The following is a 17,229-nucleotide window of genomic DNA, read 5'->3' as shown; positions in this document are numbered from 1 at the left end:
CTTGAGAATGGAAAATAGAGATACATTTGGTAAACTTATTAGTGTTAGCTGGCTCAAGGAGAATAGAATGAGTTTTTTGAAAGAATTTCGCGAATTTGCGATGCGCGGCAATGTTGTCGATCTGGCGGTCGGTGTCATAATTGGTGCCGCATTTGGTAAAATCGTCTCGTCATTGGTTGCCGATATTATTATGCCGCCGCTCGGCTTGCTGATTGGAGGGATCGATTTTAAACAATTTGCCGTTACGCTTCGGGATGCGCAGGGGGATGTTCCTGCTGTCGTGATGCATTACGGAGTATTTATCCAGAACATCTTTGATTTTGTCATTGTGGCATTTGCAATTTTTATGGCAATCAAACTGATGAACAAACTGAATCGGAAAAAAGAAGAGGCTCCGGCTACACCGCCAGCTCCGTCAAAAGAAGAAGTGCTACTGAGCGAAATTCGTGACCTGCTAAAAGAACAGAACAATCGTTCTTAATCAGACGATAAAAGCAGAAGGCCAGTGGTAAAAAAGTGATTCACGCTCTTGCCACTGGCCTCCCGGTCATTACGCCCCACATGTTTGTCCTTACGCTTATAGCTTCCTTTTCCCTTTTTATTCTTCTCAACTCGCTGCCTGAATAACGGGTCATGAAGAAGCGCTTCGATGGCATTATTTTGTATTTGTCCTTTGGTATGCTGATAACGACTCATAAACTCTCCAGATTAATACGACTATGATCCACACGGCATAAATCAACGTTCTCTGTGTGGGCTGTTTGCTCCTTGTTCCAGCGCTTCGAGAATTGAACAGTACACACTACTGTGGGCTGTTCCACAGCAGGCATCATTGAGACGCTGCAGTGAACGACGCATAGTTTCCAACTCTGCGATACGTGATTCAACGTCATTTAAACGCGCCTGGACGATCCCTTTTGACTCCTGACAGGTATGATGCTCTGGATCAATACGGATCGAAAGTAGCTCGCGGATCGATTCCAGAGTAAAGCCCAACTGCCTGGCATAACGAATAAACCGAAGCCTTTGCAGATCATTGTCTGAATAAAGGCGAAATCCCCCTTCTGTACGCACATCATGATCCATCATCTGCTGCTTTTCATAGTAACGGATGGTATCAGGCGTAACATCAGCCAGCTTTGCCAGTTCACCGATGCGATACATCATTACCTCTCGTTAATTTTATCCAGCAATCGATCCGCATAATCACCGCGCAAGAAATCAGTGTTCAGCCCAGCCTGGCGAAGCTTTAACTCAAGTAATAACAAGCGGCGACTCAATTCCGTATATCGGCTATCGTTTTCCTGAACCGTTTTAAGTAAGTCAGCAAGCTCAACGGCTTCTTTTCTCTGCTCCAGTTCAGGAGGTAAACATCCCGCGTTTTTAAGTAAGCGATAACCAGCCCGCAGCTCAGGAGGGACATGCGAATCATCATCCAGGGTTAACGGTTCCCCGCAACCAGCAAGATTATCAAATTCACCTTTGTTCTGAGCATCAAGGATATGGCGCTCTGCCCACTGATCCAGTAACCACATGACACGGCTCCGAGGATGAACAAAAATAATACAGGTATTGTAGTGAAGCACAGCTTCTGTGGATATAAAAAAACCCGCCGGAGCGGGTTTTTTTACGTTACTGTAGATTACTCTGCAGCAGCTTCTGCTTTCGATTCAGAGCGATCAACCAGCTCGATGTATGCCATCGGTGCATTGTCGCCTGCGCGGAAGCCACACTTCAGAATGCGAGTGTAACCACCGGCGCGGCTCGCGAAACGCGGGCCCAGCTCGTTAAACAGTTTTGCCACGATCTCATTATCACGAGTACGGGCGAATGCCAGACGACGATTAGCAACGCTATCAGTCTTGGCAAGAGTAATCAGCGGCTCAACTACGCGACGCAGTTCTTTCGCTTTCGGCAGGGTCGTCTTGATGATTTCATGACGAACCAGCGAACCAGCCATGTTACGGAACATAGCCTGGCGATGGCTGCTGTTGCGGTTCAGTTGACGACCACTCTTACGATGGCGCATGACCTTATCCTTCTCAGTAAAACCTTAACCTGTGATCCGGTTACTCGTCAGCAATGCTTGCCGGTGGCCAGTTTTCCAGGCGCATGCCCAGTGACAGACCACGAGAAGCCAGCACGTCTTTAATCTCAGTAAGAGATTTTTTACCCAGGTTCGGCGTTTTCAGCAACTCAACCTCGGTACGCTGTACCAGATCACCGATATAGTGGATAGCTTCTGCCTTGAGGCAGTTAGCAGAGCGGACAGTCAATTCGAGATCGTCAACAGGGCGCAGCAGGATCGGATCGAATTCTGGTTTCTCTTCTTTCACTTCCGGCTGACGTACATCACGTAAGTCAACGAAAGCTTCCAGTTGTTCTGCCAGGATGGTTGCCGCACGACGAATCGCCTCTTCAGGATCGATTGTGCCGTTGGTTTCCATTTCGATGACCAGCTTGTCCAGGTCGGTACGCTGTTCTACACGCGCTGCTTCAACATTGTAGGCAATACGCTCTACAGGGCTGTAGCATGCGTCGACCAGCAGACGGCCGATTGGGCGCTCATCTTCTTCCGAATGAATTCGGGCAGAAGCCGGCACATAACCGCGACCGCGCTGAACCTTGATACGCATGCTAATAGACGCGTTCTCATCGGTCAGGTGGCAGATCACATGTTGCGGCTTGACGATTTCGACATCCCCGTCATGGGTAATGTCGGCTGCGGTCACAGGGCCAATGCCAGATTTGTTCAAAGTAAGGATGACTTCATCTTTACCCTGAACTCTCACCGCCAGCCCTTTCAGGTTGAGCAGGATTTCAAGGATATCTTCCTGAACGCCTTCTTTGGTGCTGTACTCATGAAGTACACCATCAATCTCAACCTCGGTCACCGCGCAACCCGGCATCGATGAGAGCAGAATACGGCGCAGTGCGTTACCCAGAGTATGGCCGAAGCCACGCTCTAAAGGTTCAAGGGTCACCTTGGCGTGCGTCGAACTCACTTGCTCGATATCGACCAGGCGCGGTTTTAGAAACTCTGTCACAGAACCCTGCATTGTGTCCTCTCTTTGGTACTAAGCTTTACTTAGAGTAAAGCTCGACGATCAGGTGTTCGTTAATGTCCGCAGACAGATCAGAACGCTCAGGCTGACGCTTAAACGTACCTTCCATCTTGCCAGCATCAACTTCCAGCCAGGTTGGCTTTTCACGCTGCTCAGCCAGCTCCAGAGCGGCTTTCACGCGAGATTGCTTTTTCGCCTTCTCACGAATGCTAACAACGTCATTCGCTTTAACCTGATAAGAAGCGATGTTAACAACACGACCGTTTACCATGATAGCTTTGTGGCTAACCAGTTGACGTGATTCAGCACGAGTCGCGCCGAAGCCCATACGGTATACAACGTTGTCCAGACGACCTTCCAGCAGAGCTAACAGGTTTTCACCGGTGTTGCCTTTCAGACGTGCTGCTTCTTTATAATAGTTACGGAACTGACGCTCCAGCACACCGTACATACGGCGAACTTTTTGCTTTTCACGCAACTGCACACCATAGTCAGACAGACGCGGTTTACGCGCACCGTGCTGGCCAGGAGCTTGTTCAATTTTACACTTGGTATCGATCGCGCGAACGCCGGACTTAAGGAATAAGTCGGTGCCTTCACGACGGCTCAGCTTGAGCTTAGGACCCAAATATCTTGCCATTTTCTTTCTCCAACAAACCTGGAAACGAACGCGTTATACGCGACGTTTTTTCGGCGGACGACAACCGTTATGAGGGATCGGAGTCACATCAGTAATGTTAGTGATGCGGAAACCAGCGGCGTTCAGTGCACGAATAGTAGATTCGCGACCTGGACCCGGACCTTTGACCATAACTTCCAGATTCTTGATGCCGTATTCTTTTACGGCTTCAGCGCAACGCTCTGCTGCAACCTGAGCTGCGAACGGAGTGGATTTGCGGGAACCACGGAAACCGGAACCACCGGCTGTTGCCCAACCCAGCGCGTTACCCTGACGATCGGTAATGGTAACGATGGTGTTGTTAAAAGAAGCATGGACATGAGCCACGCCATCAGAGACTTGTTTTCTTACACGTTTACGTGCACGAACTGGTGCCTTTGCCATTATTCAATCACCCCGATTATTTCTTGATCGGTTTACGCGGACCCTTACGGGTACGTGCGTTGGTCTTAGTACGCTGACCGCGAACCGGAAGACCACGACGATGACGCAAACCACGATAGCAACCAAGGTCCATCAGACGCTTGATGCTAAGGGTGATTTCACGGCGCAGATCACCTTCAACGACAAATTTACCTACTGCTTCACGCAGAGAATCAATTTGCTCTTCAGACAGCTCACTGATCTTAACATTTTCAGCGATACCCGTGTCAGCGCAGATGGCTTTAGAACGGGTCTTGCCGATACCGAAAATTGCAGTTAAAGCGATTACGGTATGTTTGTGATCAGGAATGTTAATGCCTGCTATACGGGCCACTATGCACTCCTACTATTTAATATGTACGCACCATGCTGAAAAGCCCGTTTTCAGGATACTCAAATGGAAACGTACAGACATACAAAAGATTGGCTGGCTAATCTAGCCAGCTCAACCCAACTTTGCAAGAAAAATATGCGAATAAATCAGCCTTGGCGCTGTTTATGCTTTGGCTCGGCACTGCAAATCACACGGATGACACCATCACGCTTAACGATTTTGCAGTTACGGCATAATTTCTTGACGGAAGCACGAACTTTCATTTTTACTCTCCGTAACTTCTCGGGCGACCAATTAACGGCCGTAGCCTTTCAGGTTCGCCTTCTTCAATGCAGACTCATACTGACTGGACATCATCAGAGTTTGCACTTGAGCCATAAAGTCCATAATCACGACAACAACGATAAGCAGTGAGGTCCCACCGAAGTAGAACGGTACTTTCATTGCATCACGCATGAACTCCGGGATCAGGCAGATAAAAGTAATGTACAACGCGCCAACCAAAGTCAGGCGGGTCATTACTTTATCGATATACTTCGCCGTTTGCTCTCCCGGACGAATTCCTGGTACAAATGCACCGGACTTCTTCAGGTTATCTGCTGTTTCACGCGGATTGAAAACCAACGCCGTGTAGAAGAAACAGAAGAAGATGATTGCAGACGCATAGAGTAACACATAAAGCGGTTGCCCAGGCTGCAAATACAGCGAAATTGTTGTCAGCCAGTTCCAACCAGTACCGCCCCCGAACCATGATGTGATGGTTGCCGGGAACAGGATAATACTGGAAGCGAAGATTGCCGGGATTACCCCTGCCATATTCACTTTCAGCGGCAAATGTGTGCTCTGTGCAGCATAGACACGACGACCCTGCTGACGTTTCGCGTAGTTAACCACAATGCGACGTTGACCACGTTCAACAAAGACAACAAAGAACGTCACTGCAAATACTAATACTGCAACCAACAGCAACAGGAGGAAGTGCAGGTCGCCTTGACGCGCTTGCTCAATAGTATGGCCAATGGCTGGCGGAAGTCCCGCAACAATACCGGCGAAGATAATGATTGAGATACCGTTACCGATACCGCGCTCTGTAATCTGTTCGCCCAACCACATCAGGAACATGGTTCCTGTAACCAGACTAACAACAGCGGTGAAATAGAATGCAAAGCCCGGATTAATGACCAGGCCCTGCATACCAGGCATATTCGGCAGACCGGTAGCAATACCGATCGACTGGAATATCGCCAATACCAGAGTACCGTAGCGGGTGTACTGGCTGATCTTACGACGACCAGACTCCCCTTCTTTCTTCAATTCAGCTAACGGCTGATAAACAACCGTTAACAGCTGGACAATAATCGACGCCGAAATATACGGCATGATACCCAGAGCAAAGATAGAAGCACGGCTGAGAGCACCACCAGAGAACATGTTAAACATTTCAATGATGGTGCCTCGCTGTTGCTCAAGCAGTTTGGCAAGGACAGTGGCATCGATACCAGGGATCGGAATAAAAGAGCCAATACGGAACACAATCAGCGCACCGATTACAAACAGCAGTCTGCGTTTCAGTTCGCCAATCCCACCTTTGGCACTTTGAAAATCTAATCCTGGTTGCTTAGCCATCTGCTACTTATTCCTCAATTTTACCGCCAGCAGCTTCGATAGCAGCACGAGCACCTTTCGTCACGCGCAGGCCACGAACAGTTACCGGACGAGAGACTTCACCAGACAGGATCACTTTCGCGAACTCGATCTGGATACCGATAATGTTAGCCGCTTTCAGCGTGTTCAGGTCGATTACATCGCCTTCAACGTGAGCCAGATCAGACAGACGAACTTCTGCAGTGATCATCGCTTTACGAGAAGTGAAACCGAATTTCGGCAGACGACGGTACAGAGGCATCTGACCACCTTCGAAACCGCGACGTACGCCACCGCCAGAACGTGAATTCTGACCTTTGTGACCACGACCACCGGTTTTACCGAGGCCAGAACCGATACCACGACCCAGGCGTTTACCCGCCTTTTTGGAGCCTTCGGCCGGAGACAGAGTATTTAAACGCATCTCTTACTCCTCAACTTTAACCATGAAGTAAACCGCGTTGACCATACCACGAACAGCAGGAGTATCCTCGCGCTCTACGGTGTGACCAATACGACGCAGACCCAGGCCAAGCAGCGTTGCCTTGTGTTTCGGCAGACGACCGATTGCACTGCGGGTTTGAGTAATTTTAATAGTCTTTGCCATGGTTTATTTCCCCAGAATTTCTTCAACGGATTTACCACGCTTGGCAGCGACCATTTCTGGAGAATTCATATTTTCCAGGCCATCAATAGTTGCACGAACCACGTTGATCGGGTTGGTGGAACCATATGCTTTAGCCAGAACGTTATGAACCCCAGCAACTTCCAGAACAGCGCGCATTGCGCCACCGGCGATGATACCGGTACCTTCGGAAGCTGGCTGCATGAATACACGAGAACCCGTGTGAACACCTTTAACCGGGTGCTGCAGGGTGCCGTGGTTCAGCGCGACGTTAATCATATTGCGACGGGCTTTTTCCATCGCTTTCTGGATCGCTGCTGGAACTTCACGCGCTTTACCGTAACCAAAACCAACGCGACCGTTACCATCGCCAACGACAGTCAGAGCTGTGAAGGAGAAAATACGACCACCTTTAACGGTTTTAGATACGCGGTTTACCGCGATCAGCTTTTCCTGCAGTTCGCCAGCTTGTTTTTCGATGTGAGCCATCTTACACCTCTACCTTAGAACTGAAGGCCAGCTTCACGGGCAGCATCTGCCAGTGCCTGGACACGACCATGATATTGGAACCCGGAACGGTCAAAGGACACATCTTTGATGCCTTTTTCCAGAGCGCGTTCAGCAACAGCTTTACCCACAGCTGCTGCCGCGTCTTTGTTACCGGTGTACTTCAGTTGTTCAGCGATAGCTTTTTCTACAGTAGAAGCAGCTACCAGAACTTCAGAACCGTTCGGTGCAATTACCTGTGCGTAAATATGACGCGGGGTACGATGTACCACCAGGCGAGTTGCGCCCAGCTCCTGGAGCTTGCGGCGTGCGCGGGTCGCACGACGGATACGAGCAGATTTCTTATCCATAGTGTTACCTTACTTCTTCTTAGCCTCTTTGGTACGCACGACTTCGTCGGCGTAACGAACACCCTTGCCTTTATAAGGCTCAGGACGACGGTAGGCGCGCAGATCTGCTGCAACCTGACCGATCACCTGCTTATCAGCGCCTTTCAGCACGATTTCAGTCTGAGTCGGACACTCTGCAGTAACACCTGCTGGCAGCTGGTGGTCAACCGGGTGAGAGAAACCTAAAGACAGGTTTACTACATTCCCTTTAACCGCTGCACGATAACCTACACCAACCAGCTGCAGCTTCTTAGTGAAGCCTTCGGTAACACCGATAACCATTGAGTTCAGCAGGGCACGCGCGGTACCAGCCTGAGCCCAACCGTCTACGTAACCATCACGCGGACCGAAGGTCAGTGCATTATCTGCATGTTTAACGTCAACAGCATCGTTGAGAGTACGAGTCAGCTCGCCGTTTTTACCTTTGATCGTAATAACCTGACCGTTGATTTTTACATCAACGCCGGCAGGAACAACGACCGGTGCTTTAGCAACACGAGACATTTTTTCCTCCGATTAGGCTACGTAGCAGATAATTTCGCCACCAAGACCAGCCTGGCGCGCTGCACGATCGGTCATAACACCTTTAGAGGTAGAAACAACCGCGATACCCAGACCCGCCATAACTTTCGGCAGCTCATCTTTACGTTTGTAGATGCGCAGACCTGGGCGGCTGACACGCTGAATGCTTTCTACAACAGCTTTACCCTGGAAATACTTAAGCGTCACTTCCAGTTCCGGCTTGGTGTCGCCTTCAACTTTAAAATCTTCAATAAAACCTTCTTCCTTCAGCACGTTGGCAATTGCCACTTTCAGCTTGGAGGAAGGCATGGTGACCGCAGCTTTGTTCGCGGCCTGACCGTTACGGATACGGGTCAGCATATCCGCGATCGGATCTTGCATGCTCATCTGTCTTTACTCCCGTGATTCAATTGGTGACAATTACCAGCTAGCCTTTTTCAGACCCGGGATTTCACCGCGCATAGCGGCTTCACGGACCTTAATACGGCTCAACCCGAATTTCCGCAGGAAACCATGCGGACGACCTGTTTGACGGCAGCGATTACGCTGACGAGACGGGCTGGAATCACGCGGCAGAGTCTGCAGCTTGAGAACGGCGTTCCAACGATCTTCGTCAGAAGCGTTCACATCAGAGATGATAGCTTTCAGTTCAGCGCGTTTCGCGAAGAATTTATCAGCTAAAGCCACGCGTTTTACTTCGCGTGCTTTCATTGATTGCTTAGCCATTAAGTAACCCTACCTTACTTGCGGAACGGGAAGTCAAAGGCAGCCAGCAGAGCGCGGCCTTCTTCATCAGATTTCGCAGTAGTGGTAATGGTAATATCCAAACCACGAACGCGGTCGACTTTATCGTAGTCGATTTCTGGGAAGATGATCTGCTCACGGACACCCATGCTGTAGTTACCACGACCATCGAAAGACTTAGCGGACAAGCCACGGAAGTCACGAATACGCGGTACAGCAATAGTGATCAGGCGCTCAAAGAACTCCCACATGCGTTCGCCACGCAGAGTTACTTTACAGCCGATCGGATAGCCCTGACGGATTTTGAAGCCTGCAACTGATTTGCGTGCTTTGGTGATCAGCGGTTTTTGACCGGAGATTGCTGTCAGATCGGCTGCTGCGTTATCCAGCAGTTTCTTGTCAGCGATCGCTTCACCAACACCCATGTTCAGGGTGATCTTCTCGACCCGAGGGACTTGCATGACAGAATTGTAGTTAAACTCGGTCATGAGTTTTTTAACTACTTCGTCTTTGTAGTAATCATGCAGTTTCGCCATCGTACTACTCCAAATTACTTGATAGTTTCGCTGTTAGACTTAAAGAAACGGACTTTTTTACCGTCTTCAAATCTAAAGCCTACACGGTCAGCCTTGCCGGTTGCCGTATTGAAGATTGCAACGTTAGAAACCTGAATAGCGGCTTCTTTTTCAACGATGCCACCCGGTTGGTTCAGAGCCGGAACCGGCTTCTGGTGTTTCTTAACCAGGTTGATACCTTCAACAATGACCTTGCCGGAAGACAGGACATTCTTAACTTTACCGCGCTTACCTTTATCTTTACCGGTTAACACGATAACTTCGTCATCACGACGGATTTTCGCTGCCATGATTCGCTCCTTAGAGTACTTCTGGGGCCAGAGAGATAATTTTCATGAACTTCTCGGTGCGAAGTTCACGAGTTACCGGCCCAAAAATACGCGTACCGATGGGCTGCTCGCTGTTATTGTTCAGAATAACGCATGCATTACCATCGAAGCGAATGACAGAACCGTCCGGGCGACGAACACCCTTCTTGGTGCGCACCACTACCGCCTTCAGCACATCACCTTTTTTGACCTTACCACGCGGAATTGCTTCTTTGATGGTGATCTTGATGATGTCGCCTACGCCTGCGTAGCGACGGTGCGAGCCACCCAGAACCTTGATACACATTACGCGACGTGCACCGGAGTTGTCGGCGACGTTCAGCATAGTCTGTTCTTGGATCATTTTAGTGCTCCGCTAATGTCAACTACTACTGAGACCCAAAAATCAGGTCGTTAAAAAAGCCCCATATCGGGGGCGCGGCATTATAACACCGCAAATCAGATATGGGTAGAAAAAATAAACGGCCCATCACTGAGCCGTTTATTCGTTGAGAGCAGGTACTGTATTACAGAACCGCTTTCTCTACAACGCGAACCAGAGTCCAGGACTTAGTCTTGGACAGCGGACGGCATTCGCGGATTTCAACCTTGTCGCCGATACCGCATTCGTTGTTCTCGTCATGTACGTGCAGTTTGGTCGTACGCTTGATGAATTTGCCGTATACCGGGTGTTTCACCATACGTTCGATAGCAACAACAATGGATTTCTCCATTTTGTCGCTAACCACGCGACCTTGCAGAGTACGGATTTTATCGGTCATTACGCACCCGCCTTCTGAGTCAGTAAAGTCTTAACGCGTGCAACATCACGACGCACTTGCTTCAGCAGATGAGTCTGTTGCAGCTGGCCACTTGCAGCCTGCATACGCAGGTTGAACTGCTCACGCAGCAGGTTCAGCAGCTCAGCGTTCAGCTCTTCAACGCTTTTTTCACGCAGCTCTTTTGCTTTCATTACATCACCGTCTTAGTTACAAAGGTGGTTTTGATCGGCAGTTTCGCTGCTGCCAGGCCGAATGCTTCACGGGCCAGCTCTTCCGGTACGCCGTCCATTTCATAAAGGACTTTACCCGGCTGAATCAAGGCAACCCAATACTCCACGTTACCTTTACCTTTACCCATACGAACTTCCAGCGGCTTCTCGGTGATCGGTTTGTCCGGGAACACTCGGATCCAGATCTTACCTTGACGCTTAACTGCACGGGTCATAGCACGACGTGCTGCTTCGATCTGACGGGCAGTCAGACGACCACGGCCAACAGCTTTCAGACCGAAAGTGCCGAAGCTAACATCCGTACCCTGCGCCAGACCACGGTTGCGGCCTTTATGCACTTTACGGAATTTTGTACGCTTTGGTTGTAACATCAGCGACGCTCCTTATTTACGGCCTTTACGCTGCTGCTTTTTAGGTTGAGCAGCCGGTTCCGGTTGTTCAACAGCAGCCATACCACCCAGGATCTCACCTTTGAAGATCCATACCTTAACGCCGATTACACCGTAAGTGGTGTGCGCTTCAGAGGTGTTGTAGTCGATGTCAGCACGCAGAGTGTGCAGCGGTACGCGACCTTCGCGGTACCATTCGGTACGTGCGATTTCCGCGCCGCCCAGACGGCCGCTAACTTCAACTTTGATCCCTTTAGCGCCCAGACGCATTGCGTTCTGTACAGCACGCTTCATCGCACGACGGAACATAACGCGACGTTCCAGCTGAGAAGTGATGCTGTCAGCAACCAATTTAGCGTCCAGTTCAGGCTTACGAACTTCGGCAATATTGATCTGTGCAGGCACGCCAGCGAGATCCGCTACGACCTTGCGCAGTTTTTCTACGTCTTCGCCTTTCTTACCGATAACGATACCCGGACGAGCTGTATGAATAGTCACACGAATGCTCTTAGCCGGACGCTCGATAACGATGCGAGATACAGACGCTTTCGCCAGTTCCTTCGTCAGGTACTGACGTACTTTAAAATCGCTGTCCAGGTTGTCAGCGAATTCTTTGGTGTTCGCAAACCAGGTAGAGTTCCATGGTTTTACAATACCCAGGCGAATACCATTAGGATGTACTTTCTGACCCATTGCTAGTCTCCAGAGTCTCAGCGATCGGACACAACCACAGTAATGTGGCTGGTGCGCTTCAGGATGCGATCTGCACGACCTTTAGCACGCGGCATAATGCGCTTCATGCTTGGGCCTTCGTCTACGAAAATTTTCGCAACTTTCAGATCATCAATGTCAGCGCCATCGTTGTGTTCAGCGTTAGCAATGGCAGATTCCAGTACTTTCTTGACCAGTACAGCCGCTTTCTTATTGGTGTAGGTCAGAATATCCAGGGCCTGCGACACTTTCTTACCGCGAATCAGGTCAGCAACAAGGCGAACCTTCTGAGCAGAAGAACGAGCATGGCGATGTTGAGCTAAAGTTTCCATCTCTTCCTCCTACCTTATTTCTTCTTCGCTTTTTTATCAGCAGCGTGGCCGCGATAAGTACGAGTCGGTGCGAATTCACCCAGTTTGTGACCAACCATTTCGTCGGTTACAAATACCGGAACGTGCTGACGACCATTATGGACAGCGATGGTCAAACCGATCATGTTAGGAAAGATCGTTGAACGACGGGACCAAGTGCGCAGGGGCTTCTTGTCTCCGCTTTCCACCGCTTTCTCTACCTTCTTCAGCAAGTGCAGGTCAATAAAAGGACCTTTCTTGAGAGAACGTGGCATGGCTTATCCTCTAAAATTATTTGCTACGGCGACGTACGATGAATTTATCAGTACGCTTGTTGCTGCGGGTCTTCTTACCTTTGGTCTGTACGCCCCACGGAGTAACCGGGTGCTTACCAAAGTTACGACCCTCACCACCACCATGTGGGTGATCGACTGGGTTCATCGCGGTACCGCGAACGGTCGGACGAACACCACGCCAGCGTGCAGCACCTGCTTTACCCAGAACGCGCAGCATATGCTCAGCATTGCCAACTTCGCCCAGAGTTGCACGGCACTCTGCTTCGACTTTACGCATTTCACCAGAACGCAGACGCAGGGTGACATAAGCACCATCGCGCGCAACGATCTGAACGTAAGTACCCGCAGAACGCGCCAGCTGACCGCCTTTACCTGGTTTCATTTCTACGTTATGAACGGTAGAACCAACCGGGATGTTGCGCATCGGCAGGGTGTTGCCTGGTTTGATTGCAGCATCAACGCCAGACTGAATCTGGTCGCCAGCTTTCAGGCCTTTCGGGGCCAGGATGTAACGGCGCTCGCCATCTTTGTACAGAACCAGCGCGATATTCGCGGAACGGTTCGGATCGTACTCAAGACGTTCAACAACTGCCGGGATACCGTCTTTGTTGCGTTTAAAGTCAACAATACGGTAGGCCTGTTTGTGACCACCACCGATATGACGAGTGGTGATACGGCCATTGTTGTTACGACCACCGGATTTGCTGTTTTTTTCAATCAGCGGAGCAAAAGGTTTGCCCTTGTGCAGCTCAGGGTTAACCACTTTAACAACGTGGCGACGACCCGGAGATGTCGGTTTACATTTAACAACTGCCATTGTATTACTCCTCCGACTTACTCAGCGCCGCCAACGAAGTCCAGGTTCTGGCCTTCTTTCAGGGTGACGTAAGCTTTTTTCCAGTCGCTACGACGACCGATACGCTGTCCGTGACGTTTAACTTTCCCTTTAACAACCAGGGTGTTAACGACTTCGACTTCGACTTCAAACAGTTTCTGCACAGCAGCTTTGATTTCTGCTTTGGTCGCGTCTTTAGCAACTTTGAGAACGATGGTGTTGGTTTTTTCCATCGCAGTAGACGCTTTTTCAGAAACGTGCGGTGCGCGCAGCACCTTCAGCAGACGTTCTTCACGAATCATGCCAGCATCTCCTCAACTTGCTTAACAGCATCAGCAGTCATTACGACTTTGTCGAAGGCGATCAGGCTAACCGGGTCGATACCAGTTGCATCGCGTACGTCAACCTTGTGCAGGTTGCGCGCAGCCAGGAACAGGTTCTCGTCCAGCTCACCGGTGATGATCAGCACATCTTCCAGAGCCATGTCTTTCAGTTTCTGAGCCAGCAGCTTAGTTTTCGGCGCTTCTACAGAGAACTTCTCGACAACGATCAGACGATCCTGACGTACCAGTTCGGACAGAATGCTTTTCAGCGCGCCGCGGTACATCTTCTTATTAACTTTTTGACTGTGGTCCTGCGGACGAGCAGCGAAGGTCACGCCACCAGAACGCCAGATCGGGCTCTTGATAGAACCAGAACGGGCACGGCCAGTACCTTTCTGGCGCCACGGTTTTTTACCGGAGCCAGTGACTTCAGCACGCGTCTTCTGAGCACGAGTACCCTGACGAGCACCAGCTGCATAAGCAACAACAACCTGGTGAACCAGCGCTTCGTTGAAATCACGACCGAAGGTAGTTTCGGAAACAGTCAGCGCGCTCTGCGCGTCTTTCAATACTAATTCCATTGCTATCCCCTTACGCCTTCACAGCTGGTTTAACGATCAGGTCGCTACCGGTTGCACCCGGGACTGCGCCTTTAACCAGCAGCAGGTTGCGCTCAGCGTCAACACGTACTACGTCCAGGCTCTGAACGGTTACACGTTCGTTACCCAGCTGACCTGCCATTTTCTTGCCTTTGAACACTTTGCCCGGAGTCTGGTTCTGACCGATAGAACCCGGAACGCGGTGGGACAAGGAGTTACCGTGAGTCGCGTCCTGGGTACGGAAGTTCCAGCGCTTAACGGTACCAGCAAAACCTTTACCTTTAGAGGTACCGGTTACGTCAACTTTTTTAACATCAGCAAACAGCTCAACGCTAATATTCTGACCTACGGTGAATTCTTCGCCGTCAGCAAGACGGAATTCCCACAGACCACGGCCAGCTTCAACGCCAGCTTTAGCGAAGTGACCCGCTTCCGGCTTGGTTACACGGTTAGCTTTTTTAGCACCAGTGGTAACCTGAACAGCGCGGTAGCCATCGTTAGCCAGATCTTTAACCTGAGTAACGCGGTTTGCTTCAACTTCGATTACGGTTACTGGGATAGAGACGCCATCTTCAGTGAAGATGCGGGTCATACCCACTTTTTTACCGACTAAACCAATCATTGTTTCAACCTCTCAATCGCTCGATGACCTGATTAACCCAGGCTGATCTGCACGTCTACACCGGCAGCCAGGTCCAGACGCATCAGAGCATCAACGGTTTTCTCGGTTGGCTCAACGATGTCAACCAGACGCTTGTGAGTGCGAATTTCGTACTGATCGCGCGCATCTTTGTTGACGTGCGGAGAGATCAGAACGGTAAAGCGCTCTTTGCGGGTCGGCAGCGGGATCGGACCACGGACTTGCGCACCAGTGCGCTTAGCAGTCTCGACGATTTCCGCGGTTGATTGATCGATCAGACGATGATCAAACGCTTTCAGGCGGATACGGATTCTTTGGTTCTGCATGAGACCAGAGCTCCAATTATTTTATAAACGAAAATGATTACTCCTCGAACCCATTACGATTGATGGGAGAGTGTAACCGTTCTTACGTAGCCCCCCGATTGGGAGCATTGTTAGATAACCAAATCGGCTACCTAAGGTTCAGATTGAACCTACCGTCGATTAAGACAGGCCCGCGCATTATACGCAAATCTCAGACTGACGCAAGCGCTGCGTAGATATTAATCACCTGCCCGGTAATGCGAGCCGCTATCCACAATATGTTCGCTGGTTTTGCTTTGCGCTTTTTCTTCTGGAGGAACCGCATAACGACATCACGTCTGCGTTGTGCTGCGCGATCATTTTCGCGATGGTGGCCACAACGTATTAGATGGAGTAATCGATGCTAACCGCCCTCCCCTTCCTGATTGTCTATTTTACTTTATCGATACTGCTTTGGATCTCCGATCAGCGAACCGGGTTGCTGCCTGACCGGTTTACCTGCCCTCTCCTGTGGAGTGGGTTGCTTTATCACCAGTGCTGTTTATCGGCAGGACTGCCTGAAGCCGTGTGGGGCGCAATGGCAGGCTACGTGGTACTGGCGTTTCTTTACTGGATTTATCGCTGGCTATATCACAAGGAAGGGCTTGGCTATGGTGATGTAAAATTCCTTGCCGCGCTGGGCGCCTGGCACGGTTGGCAATCCTTACCTGTTCTGGTTTTTCTGGCTGCTCTTTTCGCCTGTGTCTTCACGTTAGTACTGTTCATAAGGAGGGGAAAAGCGGTACTAAAAAACCCGCTGCCTTTCGGGCCATTCCTGGCGACTGCGGGTTTTATCGTTAGTGGGCAAACGCTTCTGGCGGGAATACTCAGTCTTCCACTTTAATCTGCGATTGCAGATAATTCGGCAGACCAATTTTACCGATGAGATCCAGCTCAGTTTCAAGCCAGTCGATATGCCCTTCTTCATCCGCCAGAATTTCAATCATCATATCCCGGCTAACATAGTCATGGACAGTATCGGCGTAAGCAATAGCCTCACGCAGGTCTTTTGCTCCTTCCAGCTCTAGCCGAAGATCTGACTGCAGCATCTCTTCGACATCTTCACCAATTCCCAGCTTGCCAAGATCCTGCAAGTTTGGGAGCCCCTCAAGAAACAAAATACGCTCAATATATTTATCAGCGTGTTTCATTTCATCGATGGATTCATGGTATTCGACATCATTGAGACGAGTGAGCCCCCAGTTTTTAAACATACGGGCATGGAGAAAATACTGGTTGATTGCGACAAGCTCATTTCCCAATAGTTTATTGAGATAATTTATGATTTTAACATCACCTTTCATTTTATAGTCCCTCCGCTTCCACTCTTAGAGCGTAGATGGGGCTACCGGGATGTCAAAAAAAAAGTGTCGCTCAGGCGGTCTCTTTAAACTCTGGCACTTGTGTTAATTCATCCTGCATCACTTCTCGCACCGCACGGATGCATTTACCACATTGATTTCCAACGGGAATAAATTTACGCAATTGCTGAAATGATTGAGGGTGAAACTGACGTACAGCCTGACGAATCTTTTTATCACTTACACCATTACACAAACAAACGTACATAATCGCCCCCGTTCAATTTCTGCGCAAAGTGTAAATGAGAATAGTTATAATTACAATAGAGGAAATACGTTTATATACAGCAGATACGTATAAAAATTGCGACTAAATATGACTCTCTTTCTATGATGAGTAGGTATAAGGGATAGCAAAAAGGGCGCCGAAGCGCCCTTTTCAATTCAAAACTAATTAACGAGTAATTAGCCCAGAACTTTCGCTACAACGCCTGCGCCAACGGTACGGCCGCCTTCACGGATTGCAAAACGCAGACCGTCGTCCATCGCGATCGGGTGGATCAGGGTAACAACCATTTTGATGTTGTCGCCCGGCATTACCATCTCTACGCCTT

At 49.8% G+C, this 17,229-nt stretch carries 35 protein-coding genes and 1 pseudogene; 2 read left to right on the top strand and 34 right to left on the bottom strand.

The window, feature by feature from the left end; translation table 11 throughout:
* The first annotated feature begins 67 nt into the window (after positions 1 to 67).
* Positions 68 to 481, top strand: a complete 414-nt coding sequence (mscL, locus tag ABK821_RS24155; protein ID WP_138361774.1) for a large-conductance mechanosensitive channel protein MscL — start codon at positions 68 to 70, stop codon at positions 479 to 481.
* Here mscL and ABK821_RS24150 read toward each other — a convergent pair.
* The 31 genes from ABK821_RS24150 to rpsJ all read right to left on the bottom strand — a co-directional run bounded on the left by ABK821_RS24150 (position 478) and on the right by rpsJ (position 15,296).
* Entirely contained in the window at positions 478 to 696 is a 219-nt protein-coding gene (locus ABK821_RS24150) for an alternative ribosome-rescue factor A (protein WP_138361775.1), read from the bottom strand. The two genes, mscL and ABK821_RS24150, sit on opposite strands and share 4 nt — an antisense overlap.
* Positions 697 to 738: 42 nt before the next feature.
* Positions 739 to 1,164, bottom strand: coding sequence for a Zn(2+)-responsive transcriptional regulator (zntR, locus tag ABK821_RS24145; protein WP_138361787.1), 426 nt, complete (start codon positions 1,162 to 1,164; stop codon positions 739 to 741).
* A 2-nt stretch (positions 1,165 to 1,166) separates the two neighbouring features.
* The gene (locus ABK821_RS24140) at positions 1,167 to 1,535 is read right to left on the bottom strand and encodes a DUF1992 domain-containing protein (RefSeq protein WP_138361776.1); all 369 of its coding nucleotides are present in this window, start codon (positions 1,533 to 1,535) and stop codon (positions 1,167 to 1,169) included.
* Between the two features lie 107 nt (positions 1,536 to 1,642).
* Complete coding sequence (gene rplQ, locus ABK821_RS24135) at positions 1,643 to 2,029, bottom strand: 50S ribosomal protein L17 (protein ID WP_001216372.1); 387 nt, start codon at positions 2,027 to 2,029, stop codon at positions 1,643 to 1,645.
* A gap of 40 nt (positions 2,030 to 2,069) precedes the next feature.
* Positions 2,070 to 3,059 carry a DNA-directed RNA polymerase subunit alpha gene (locus ABK821_RS24130; protein ID WP_002438685.1) on the bottom strand — a complete coding sequence of 330 codons (990 nt, stop codon included), beginning with the start codon at positions 3,057 to 3,059 and terminating at the stop codon, positions 2,070 to 2,072.
* Between the two features lie 25 nt (positions 3,060 to 3,084).
* A complete protein-coding gene (gene rpsD, locus ABK821_RS24125) occupies positions 3,085 to 3,705 on the bottom strand; it encodes a 30S ribosomal protein S4 (RefSeq protein WP_004868345.1) in 621 nt (206 codons plus the stop codon).
* Between the two features lie 33 nt (positions 3,706 to 3,738).
* Positions 3,739 to 4,128, bottom strand: coding sequence for a 30S ribosomal protein S11 (gene rpsK, locus ABK821_RS24120; RefSeq protein ID WP_004138423.1), 390 nt, complete (start codon positions 4,126 to 4,128; stop codon positions 3,739 to 3,741).
* 16 nt (positions 4,129 to 4,144) lie between these two features.
* Positions 4,145 to 4,501 carry a 30S ribosomal protein S13 gene (rpsM, locus tag ABK821_RS24115; RefSeq protein WP_138361777.1) on the bottom strand — a complete coding sequence of 119 codons (357 nt, stop codon included), beginning with the start codon at positions 4,499 to 4,501 and terminating at the stop codon, positions 4,145 to 4,147.
* Between the two features lie 146 nt (positions 4,502 to 4,647).
* Positions 4,648 to 4,764 carry a 50S ribosomal protein L36 gene (rpmJ, locus tag ABK821_RS24110; protein ID WP_000868187.1) on the bottom strand — a complete coding sequence of 39 codons (117 nt, stop codon included), beginning with the start codon at positions 4,762 to 4,764 and terminating at the stop codon, positions 4,648 to 4,650.
* Between the two features lie 31 nt (positions 4,765 to 4,795).
* Positions 4,796 to 6,127, bottom strand: coding sequence for a preprotein translocase subunit SecY (gene secY, locus ABK821_RS24105; protein ID WP_138361778.1), 1,332 nt, complete (start codon positions 6,125 to 6,127; stop codon positions 4,796 to 4,798).
* A 7-nt stretch (positions 6,128 to 6,134) separates the two neighbouring features.
* Positions 6,135 to 6,569, bottom strand: a complete 435-nt coding sequence (gene rplO, locus ABK821_RS24100) for a 50S ribosomal protein L15 (RefSeq protein ID WP_004106336.1) — start codon at positions 6,567 to 6,569, stop codon at positions 6,135 to 6,137.
* 3 nt (positions 6,570 to 6,572) lie between these two features.
* Positions 6,573 to 6,752, bottom strand: a complete 180-nt coding sequence (gene rpmD, locus ABK821_RS24095) for a 50S ribosomal protein L30 (RefSeq protein ID WP_003863301.1) — start codon at positions 6,750 to 6,752, stop codon at positions 6,573 to 6,575.
* 3 nt (positions 6,753 to 6,755) lie between these two features.
* On the bottom strand, positions 6,756 to 7,259 hold the full coding sequence (gene rpsE / locus ABK821_RS24090; RefSeq protein WP_004106339.1) for a 30S ribosomal protein S5: 504 nt from the start codon (positions 7,257 to 7,259) through the stop codon (positions 6,756 to 6,758).
* A gap of 14 nt (positions 7,260 to 7,273) precedes the next feature.
* Positions 7,274 to 7,627, bottom strand: a complete 354-nt coding sequence (rplR, locus tag ABK821_RS24085) for a 50S ribosomal protein L18 (protein WP_000358960.1) — start codon at positions 7,625 to 7,627, stop codon at positions 7,274 to 7,276.
* Between the two features lie 9 nt (positions 7,628 to 7,636).
* Positions 7,637 to 8,170, bottom strand: coding sequence for a 50S ribosomal protein L6 (rplF, locus tag ABK821_RS24080; RefSeq protein ID WP_138361779.1), 534 nt, complete (start codon positions 8,168 to 8,170; stop codon positions 7,637 to 7,639).
* Positions 8,171 to 8,182: 12 nt separating this feature from the next.
* On the bottom strand, positions 8,183 to 8,575 hold the full coding sequence (gene rpsH, locus ABK821_RS24075; protein WP_012908428.1) for a 30S ribosomal protein S8: 393 nt from the start codon (positions 8,573 to 8,575) through the stop codon (positions 8,183 to 8,185).
* A 33-nt stretch (positions 8,576 to 8,608) separates the two neighbouring features.
* Entirely contained in the window at positions 8,609 to 8,914 is a 306-nt protein-coding gene (rpsN, locus tag ABK821_RS24070) for a 30S ribosomal protein S14 (RefSeq protein WP_138361780.1), read from the bottom strand.
* A gap of 14 nt (positions 8,915 to 8,928) precedes the next feature.
* The gene (gene rplE / locus ABK821_RS24065; protein WP_001096202.1) at positions 8,929 to 9,468 is read right to left on the bottom strand and encodes a 50S ribosomal protein L5; all 540 of its coding nucleotides are present in this window, start codon (positions 9,466 to 9,468) and stop codon (positions 8,929 to 8,931) included.
* Between the two features lie 14 nt (positions 9,469 to 9,482).
* Entirely contained in the window at positions 9,483 to 9,797 is a 315-nt protein-coding gene (gene rplX, locus ABK821_RS24060) for a 50S ribosomal protein L24 (protein WP_000729187.1), read from the bottom strand.
* A 10-nt stretch (positions 9,798 to 9,807) separates the two neighbouring features.
* A complete protein-coding gene (gene rplN / locus ABK821_RS24055; protein ID WP_002919748.1) occupies positions 9,808 to 10,179 on the bottom strand; it encodes a 50S ribosomal protein L14 in 372 nt (123 codons plus the stop codon).
* A gap of 163 nt (positions 10,180 to 10,342) precedes the next feature.
* Positions 10,343 to 10,597, bottom strand: a complete 255-nt coding sequence (gene rpsQ, locus ABK821_RS24050; RefSeq protein ID WP_002919751.1) for a 30S ribosomal protein S17 — start codon at positions 10,595 to 10,597, stop codon at positions 10,343 to 10,345.
* The gene (gene rpmC, locus ABK821_RS24045; protein WP_002919754.1) at positions 10,597 to 10,788 is read right to left on the bottom strand and encodes a 50S ribosomal protein L29; all 192 of its coding nucleotides are present in this window, start codon (positions 10,786 to 10,788) and stop codon (positions 10,597 to 10,599) included. The genes rpsQ and rpmC overlap by 1 nt, the downstream gene beginning before the upstream one ends.
* A complete protein-coding gene (gene rplP / locus ABK821_RS24040; protein WP_002919759.1) occupies positions 10,788 to 11,198 on the bottom strand; it encodes a 50S ribosomal protein L16 in 411 nt (136 codons plus the stop codon). Before rplP ends, rpmC begins: the two co-directional genes overlap by 1 nt.
* A 12-nt stretch (positions 11,199 to 11,210) precedes the next feature.
* The gene (gene rpsC / locus ABK821_RS24035) at positions 11,211 to 11,909 is read right to left on the bottom strand and encodes a 30S ribosomal protein S3 (RefSeq protein ID WP_004106350.1); all 699 of its coding nucleotides are present in this window, start codon (positions 11,907 to 11,909) and stop codon (positions 11,211 to 11,213) included.
* A gap of 17 nt (positions 11,910 to 11,926) precedes the next feature.
* Entirely contained in the window at positions 11,927 to 12,259 is a 333-nt protein-coding gene (gene rplV / locus ABK821_RS24030) for a 50S ribosomal protein L22 (protein WP_002919773.1), read from the bottom strand.
* Between the two features lie 14 nt (positions 12,260 to 12,273).
* A complete protein-coding gene (gene rpsS / locus ABK821_RS24025; protein WP_001138117.1) occupies positions 12,274 to 12,552 on the bottom strand; it encodes a 30S ribosomal protein S19 in 279 nt (92 codons plus the stop codon).
* Between the two features lie 16 nt (positions 12,553 to 12,568).
* Positions 12,569 to 13,390: a 50S ribosomal protein L2 gene (gene rplB, locus ABK821_RS24020; RefSeq protein WP_138361781.1), complete on the bottom strand. Its 822-nt coding sequence runs from the start codon at positions 13,388 to 13,390 to the stop codon at positions 12,569 to 12,571.
* Positions 13,391 to 13,407: 17 nt separating this feature from the next.
* Positions 13,408 to 13,710 carry a 50S ribosomal protein L23 gene (gene rplW, locus ABK821_RS24015; protein ID WP_000617546.1) on the bottom strand — a complete coding sequence of 101 codons (303 nt, stop codon included), beginning with the start codon at positions 13,708 to 13,710 and terminating at the stop codon, positions 13,408 to 13,410.
* Positions 13,707 to 14,312, bottom strand: a complete 606-nt coding sequence (gene rplD, locus ABK821_RS24010; RefSeq protein WP_000424395.1) for a 50S ribosomal protein L4 — start codon at positions 14,310 to 14,312, stop codon at positions 13,707 to 13,709. The genes rplW and rplD overlap by 4 nt, the downstream gene beginning before the upstream one ends.
* 10 nt (positions 14,313 to 14,322) lie before the next feature.
* Entirely contained in the window at positions 14,323 to 14,952 is a 630-nt protein-coding gene (rplC, locus tag ABK821_RS24005) for a 50S ribosomal protein L3 (protein ID WP_138361782.1), read from the bottom strand.
* A gap of 32 nt (positions 14,953 to 14,984) precedes the next feature.
* On the bottom strand, positions 14,985 to 15,296 hold the full coding sequence (gene rpsJ, locus ABK821_RS24000; protein WP_001181005.1) for a 30S ribosomal protein S10: 312 nt from the start codon (positions 15,294 to 15,296) through the stop codon (positions 14,985 to 14,987).
* 379 nt (positions 15,297 to 15,675) lie between these two features.
* Between rpsJ and ABK821_RS23995 the strand changes: the two genes are divergently transcribed.
* The gene (locus tag ABK821_RS23995) at positions 15,676 to 16,158 is read left to right on the top strand and encodes an A24 family peptidase (RefSeq protein WP_138361783.1); all 483 of its coding nucleotides are present in this window, start codon (positions 15,676 to 15,678) and stop codon (positions 16,156 to 16,158) included.
* Here ABK821_RS23995 and bfr read toward each other — a convergent pair.
* The 3 genes and pseudogenes from bfr to tuf form a co-directional block, all read right to left on the bottom strand.
* Positions 16,142 to 16,618, bottom strand: a complete 477-nt coding sequence (bfr, locus tag ABK821_RS23990; protein WP_138361784.1) for a bacterioferritin — start codon at positions 16,616 to 16,618, stop codon at positions 16,142 to 16,144. The genes ABK821_RS23995 and bfr overlap by 17 nt on opposite strands.
* Positions 16,619 to 16,688: 70 nt before the next feature.
* Complete coding sequence (gene bfd / locus ABK821_RS23985) at positions 16,689 to 16,883, bottom strand: bacterioferritin-associated ferredoxin (protein ID WP_138361785.1); 195 nt, start codon at positions 16,881 to 16,883, stop codon at positions 16,689 to 16,691.
* A gap of 197 nt (positions 16,884 to 17,080) precedes the next feature.
* Positions 17,081 to 17,229 (bottom strand): annotated as a pseudogene (gene tuf / locus ABK821_RS23980) (elongation factor Tu); the annotation flags it as partial.

Origin of the sequence: Klebsiella sp. KE9456, assembly GCF_043832615.1 — a bacterium.
GTDB lineage: Bacteria > Pseudomonadota > Gammaproteobacteria > Enterobacterales > Enterobacteriaceae > Klebsiella > Klebsiella indica.
This window is presented reverse-complemented; position numbering and strand designations above follow the sequence as displayed.

Bases quoted from the DNA above. Each gene is read 5' to 3' on its own strand.
- rplX (WP_000729187.1), bottom strand. From the start codon at position 9,797: ATGGCAGCGAAAATCCGTCGTGATGACGAAGTTATCGTGTTAACCGGT.
- ABK821_RS23995 (WP_138361783.1), top strand. From the start codon at position 15,676: ATGCTAACCGCCCTCCCCTTCCTGATTGTCTATTTTACTTTATCGATA.
- rpsE (WP_004106339.1), bottom strand. From the start codon at position 7,259: ATGGCTCACATCGAAAAACAAGCTGGCGAACTGCAGGAAAAGCTGATC.
- rplO (WP_004106336.1), bottom strand. From the start codon at position 6,569: ATGCGTTTAAATACTCTGTCTCCGGCCGAAGGCTCCAAAAAGGCGGGT.
- rpsN (WP_138361780.1), bottom strand. From the start codon at position 8,914: ATGGCTAAGCAATCAATGAAAGCACGCGAAGTAAAACGCGTGGCTTTA.
- rplV (WP_002919773.1), bottom strand. From the start codon at position 12,259: ATGGAAACTTTAGCTCAACATCGCCATGCTCGTTCTTCTGCTCAGAAG.
- rplN (WP_002919748.1), bottom strand. From the start codon at position 10,179: ATGATCCAAGAACAGACTATGCTGAACGTCGCCGACAACTCCGGTGCA.
- rpsC (WP_004106350.1), bottom strand. From the start codon at position 11,909: ATGGGTCAGAAAGTACATCCTAATGGTATTCGCCTGGGTATTGTAAAA.
- rpsK (WP_004138423.1), bottom strand. From the start codon at position 4,128: ATGGCAAAGGCACCAGTTCGTGCACGTAAACGTGTAAGAAAACAAGTC.
- rplE (WP_001096202.1), bottom strand. From the start codon at position 9,468: ATGGCGAAACTGCATGATTACTACAAAGACGAAGTAGTTAAAAAACTC.
- zntR (WP_138361787.1), bottom strand. From the start codon at position 1,164: ATGTATCGCATCGGTGAACTGGCAAAGCTGGCTGATGTTACGCCTGAT.
- bfr (WP_138361784.1), bottom strand. From the start codon at position 16,618: ATGAAAGGTGATGTTAAAATCATAAATTATCTCAATAAACTATTGGGA.
- secY (WP_138361778.1), bottom strand. From the start codon at position 6,127: ATGGCTAAGCAACCAGGATTAGATTTTCAAAGTGCCAAAGGTGGGATT.
- rplW (WP_000617546.1), bottom strand. From the start codon at position 13,710: ATGATTCGTGAAGAACGTCTGCTGAAGGTGCTGCGCGCACCGCACGTT.
- ABK821_RS24140 (WP_138361776.1), bottom strand. From the start codon at position 1,535: ATGTGGTTACTGGATCAGTGGGCAGAGCGCCATATCCTTGATGCTCAG.
- rplB (WP_138361781.1), bottom strand. From the start codon at position 13,390: ATGGCAGTTGTTAAATGTAAACCGACATCTCCGGGTCGTCGCCACGTT.
- rplR (WP_000358960.1), bottom strand. From the start codon at position 7,627: ATGGATAAGAAATCTGCTCGTATCCGTCGTGCGACCCGCGCACGCCGC.
- ABK821_RS24130 (WP_002438685.1), bottom strand. From the start codon at position 3,059: ATGCAGGGTTCTGTGACAGAGTTTCTAAAACCGCGCCTGGTCGATATC.
- ABK821_RS24150 (WP_138361775.1), bottom strand. From the start codon at position 696: ATGAGTCGTTATCAGCATACCAAAGGACAAATACAAAATAATGCCATC.
- rplD (WP_000424395.1), bottom strand. From the start codon at position 14,312: ATGGAATTAGTATTGAAAGACGCGCAGAGCGCGCTGACTGTTTCCGAA.
- rpmC (WP_002919754.1), bottom strand. From the start codon at position 10,788: ATGAAAGCAAAAGAGCTGCGTGAAAAAAGCGTTGAAGAGCTGAACGCT.
- rplC (WP_138361782.1), bottom strand. From the start codon at position 14,952: ATGATTGGTTTAGTCGGTAAAAAAGTGGGTATGACCCGCATCTTCACT.
- rplF (WP_138361779.1), bottom strand. From the start codon at position 8,170: ATGTCTCGTGTTGCTAAAGCACCGGTCGTTGTTCCTGCCGGCGTTGAT.
- rpsS (WP_001138117.1), bottom strand. From the start codon at position 12,552: ATGCCACGTTCTCTCAAGAAAGGTCCTTTTATTGACCTGCACTTGCTG.
- rpsJ (WP_001181005.1), bottom strand. From the start codon at position 15,296: ATGCAGAACCAAAGAATCCGTATCCGCCTGAAAGCGTTTGATCATCGT.
- rpsH (WP_012908428.1), bottom strand. From the start codon at position 8,575: ATGAGCATGCAAGATCCGATCGCGGATATGCTGACCCGTATCCGTAAC.
- mscL (WP_138361774.1), top strand. From the start codon at position 68: ATGAGTTTTTTGAAAGAATTTCGCGAATTTGCGATGCGCGGCAATGTT.
- rpsD (WP_004868345.1), bottom strand. From the start codon at position 3,705: ATGGCAAGATATTTGGGTCCTAAGCTCAAGCTGAGCCGTCGTGAAGGC.
- rpmD (WP_003863301.1), bottom strand. From the start codon at position 6,752: ATGGCAAAGACTATTAAAATTACTCAAACCCGCAGTGCAATCGGTCGT.
- rpsQ (WP_002919751.1), bottom strand. From the start codon at position 10,597: ATGACCGATAAAATCCGTACTCTGCAAGGTCGCGTGGTTAGCGACAAA.
- rplP (WP_002919759.1), bottom strand. From the start codon at position 11,198: ATGTTACAACCAAAGCGTACAAAATTCCGTAAAGTGCATAAAGGCCGC.
- rpmJ (WP_000868187.1), bottom strand. From the start codon at position 4,764: ATGAAAGTTCGTGCTTCCGTCAAGAAATTATGCCGTAACTGCAAAATC.
- rplQ (WP_001216372.1), bottom strand. From the start codon at position 2,029: ATGCGCCATCGTAAGAGTGGTCGTCAACTGAACCGCAACAGCAGCCAT.
- bfd (WP_138361785.1), bottom strand. From the start codon at position 16,883: ATGTACGTTTGTTTGTGTAATGGTGTAAGTGATAAAAAGATTCGTCAG.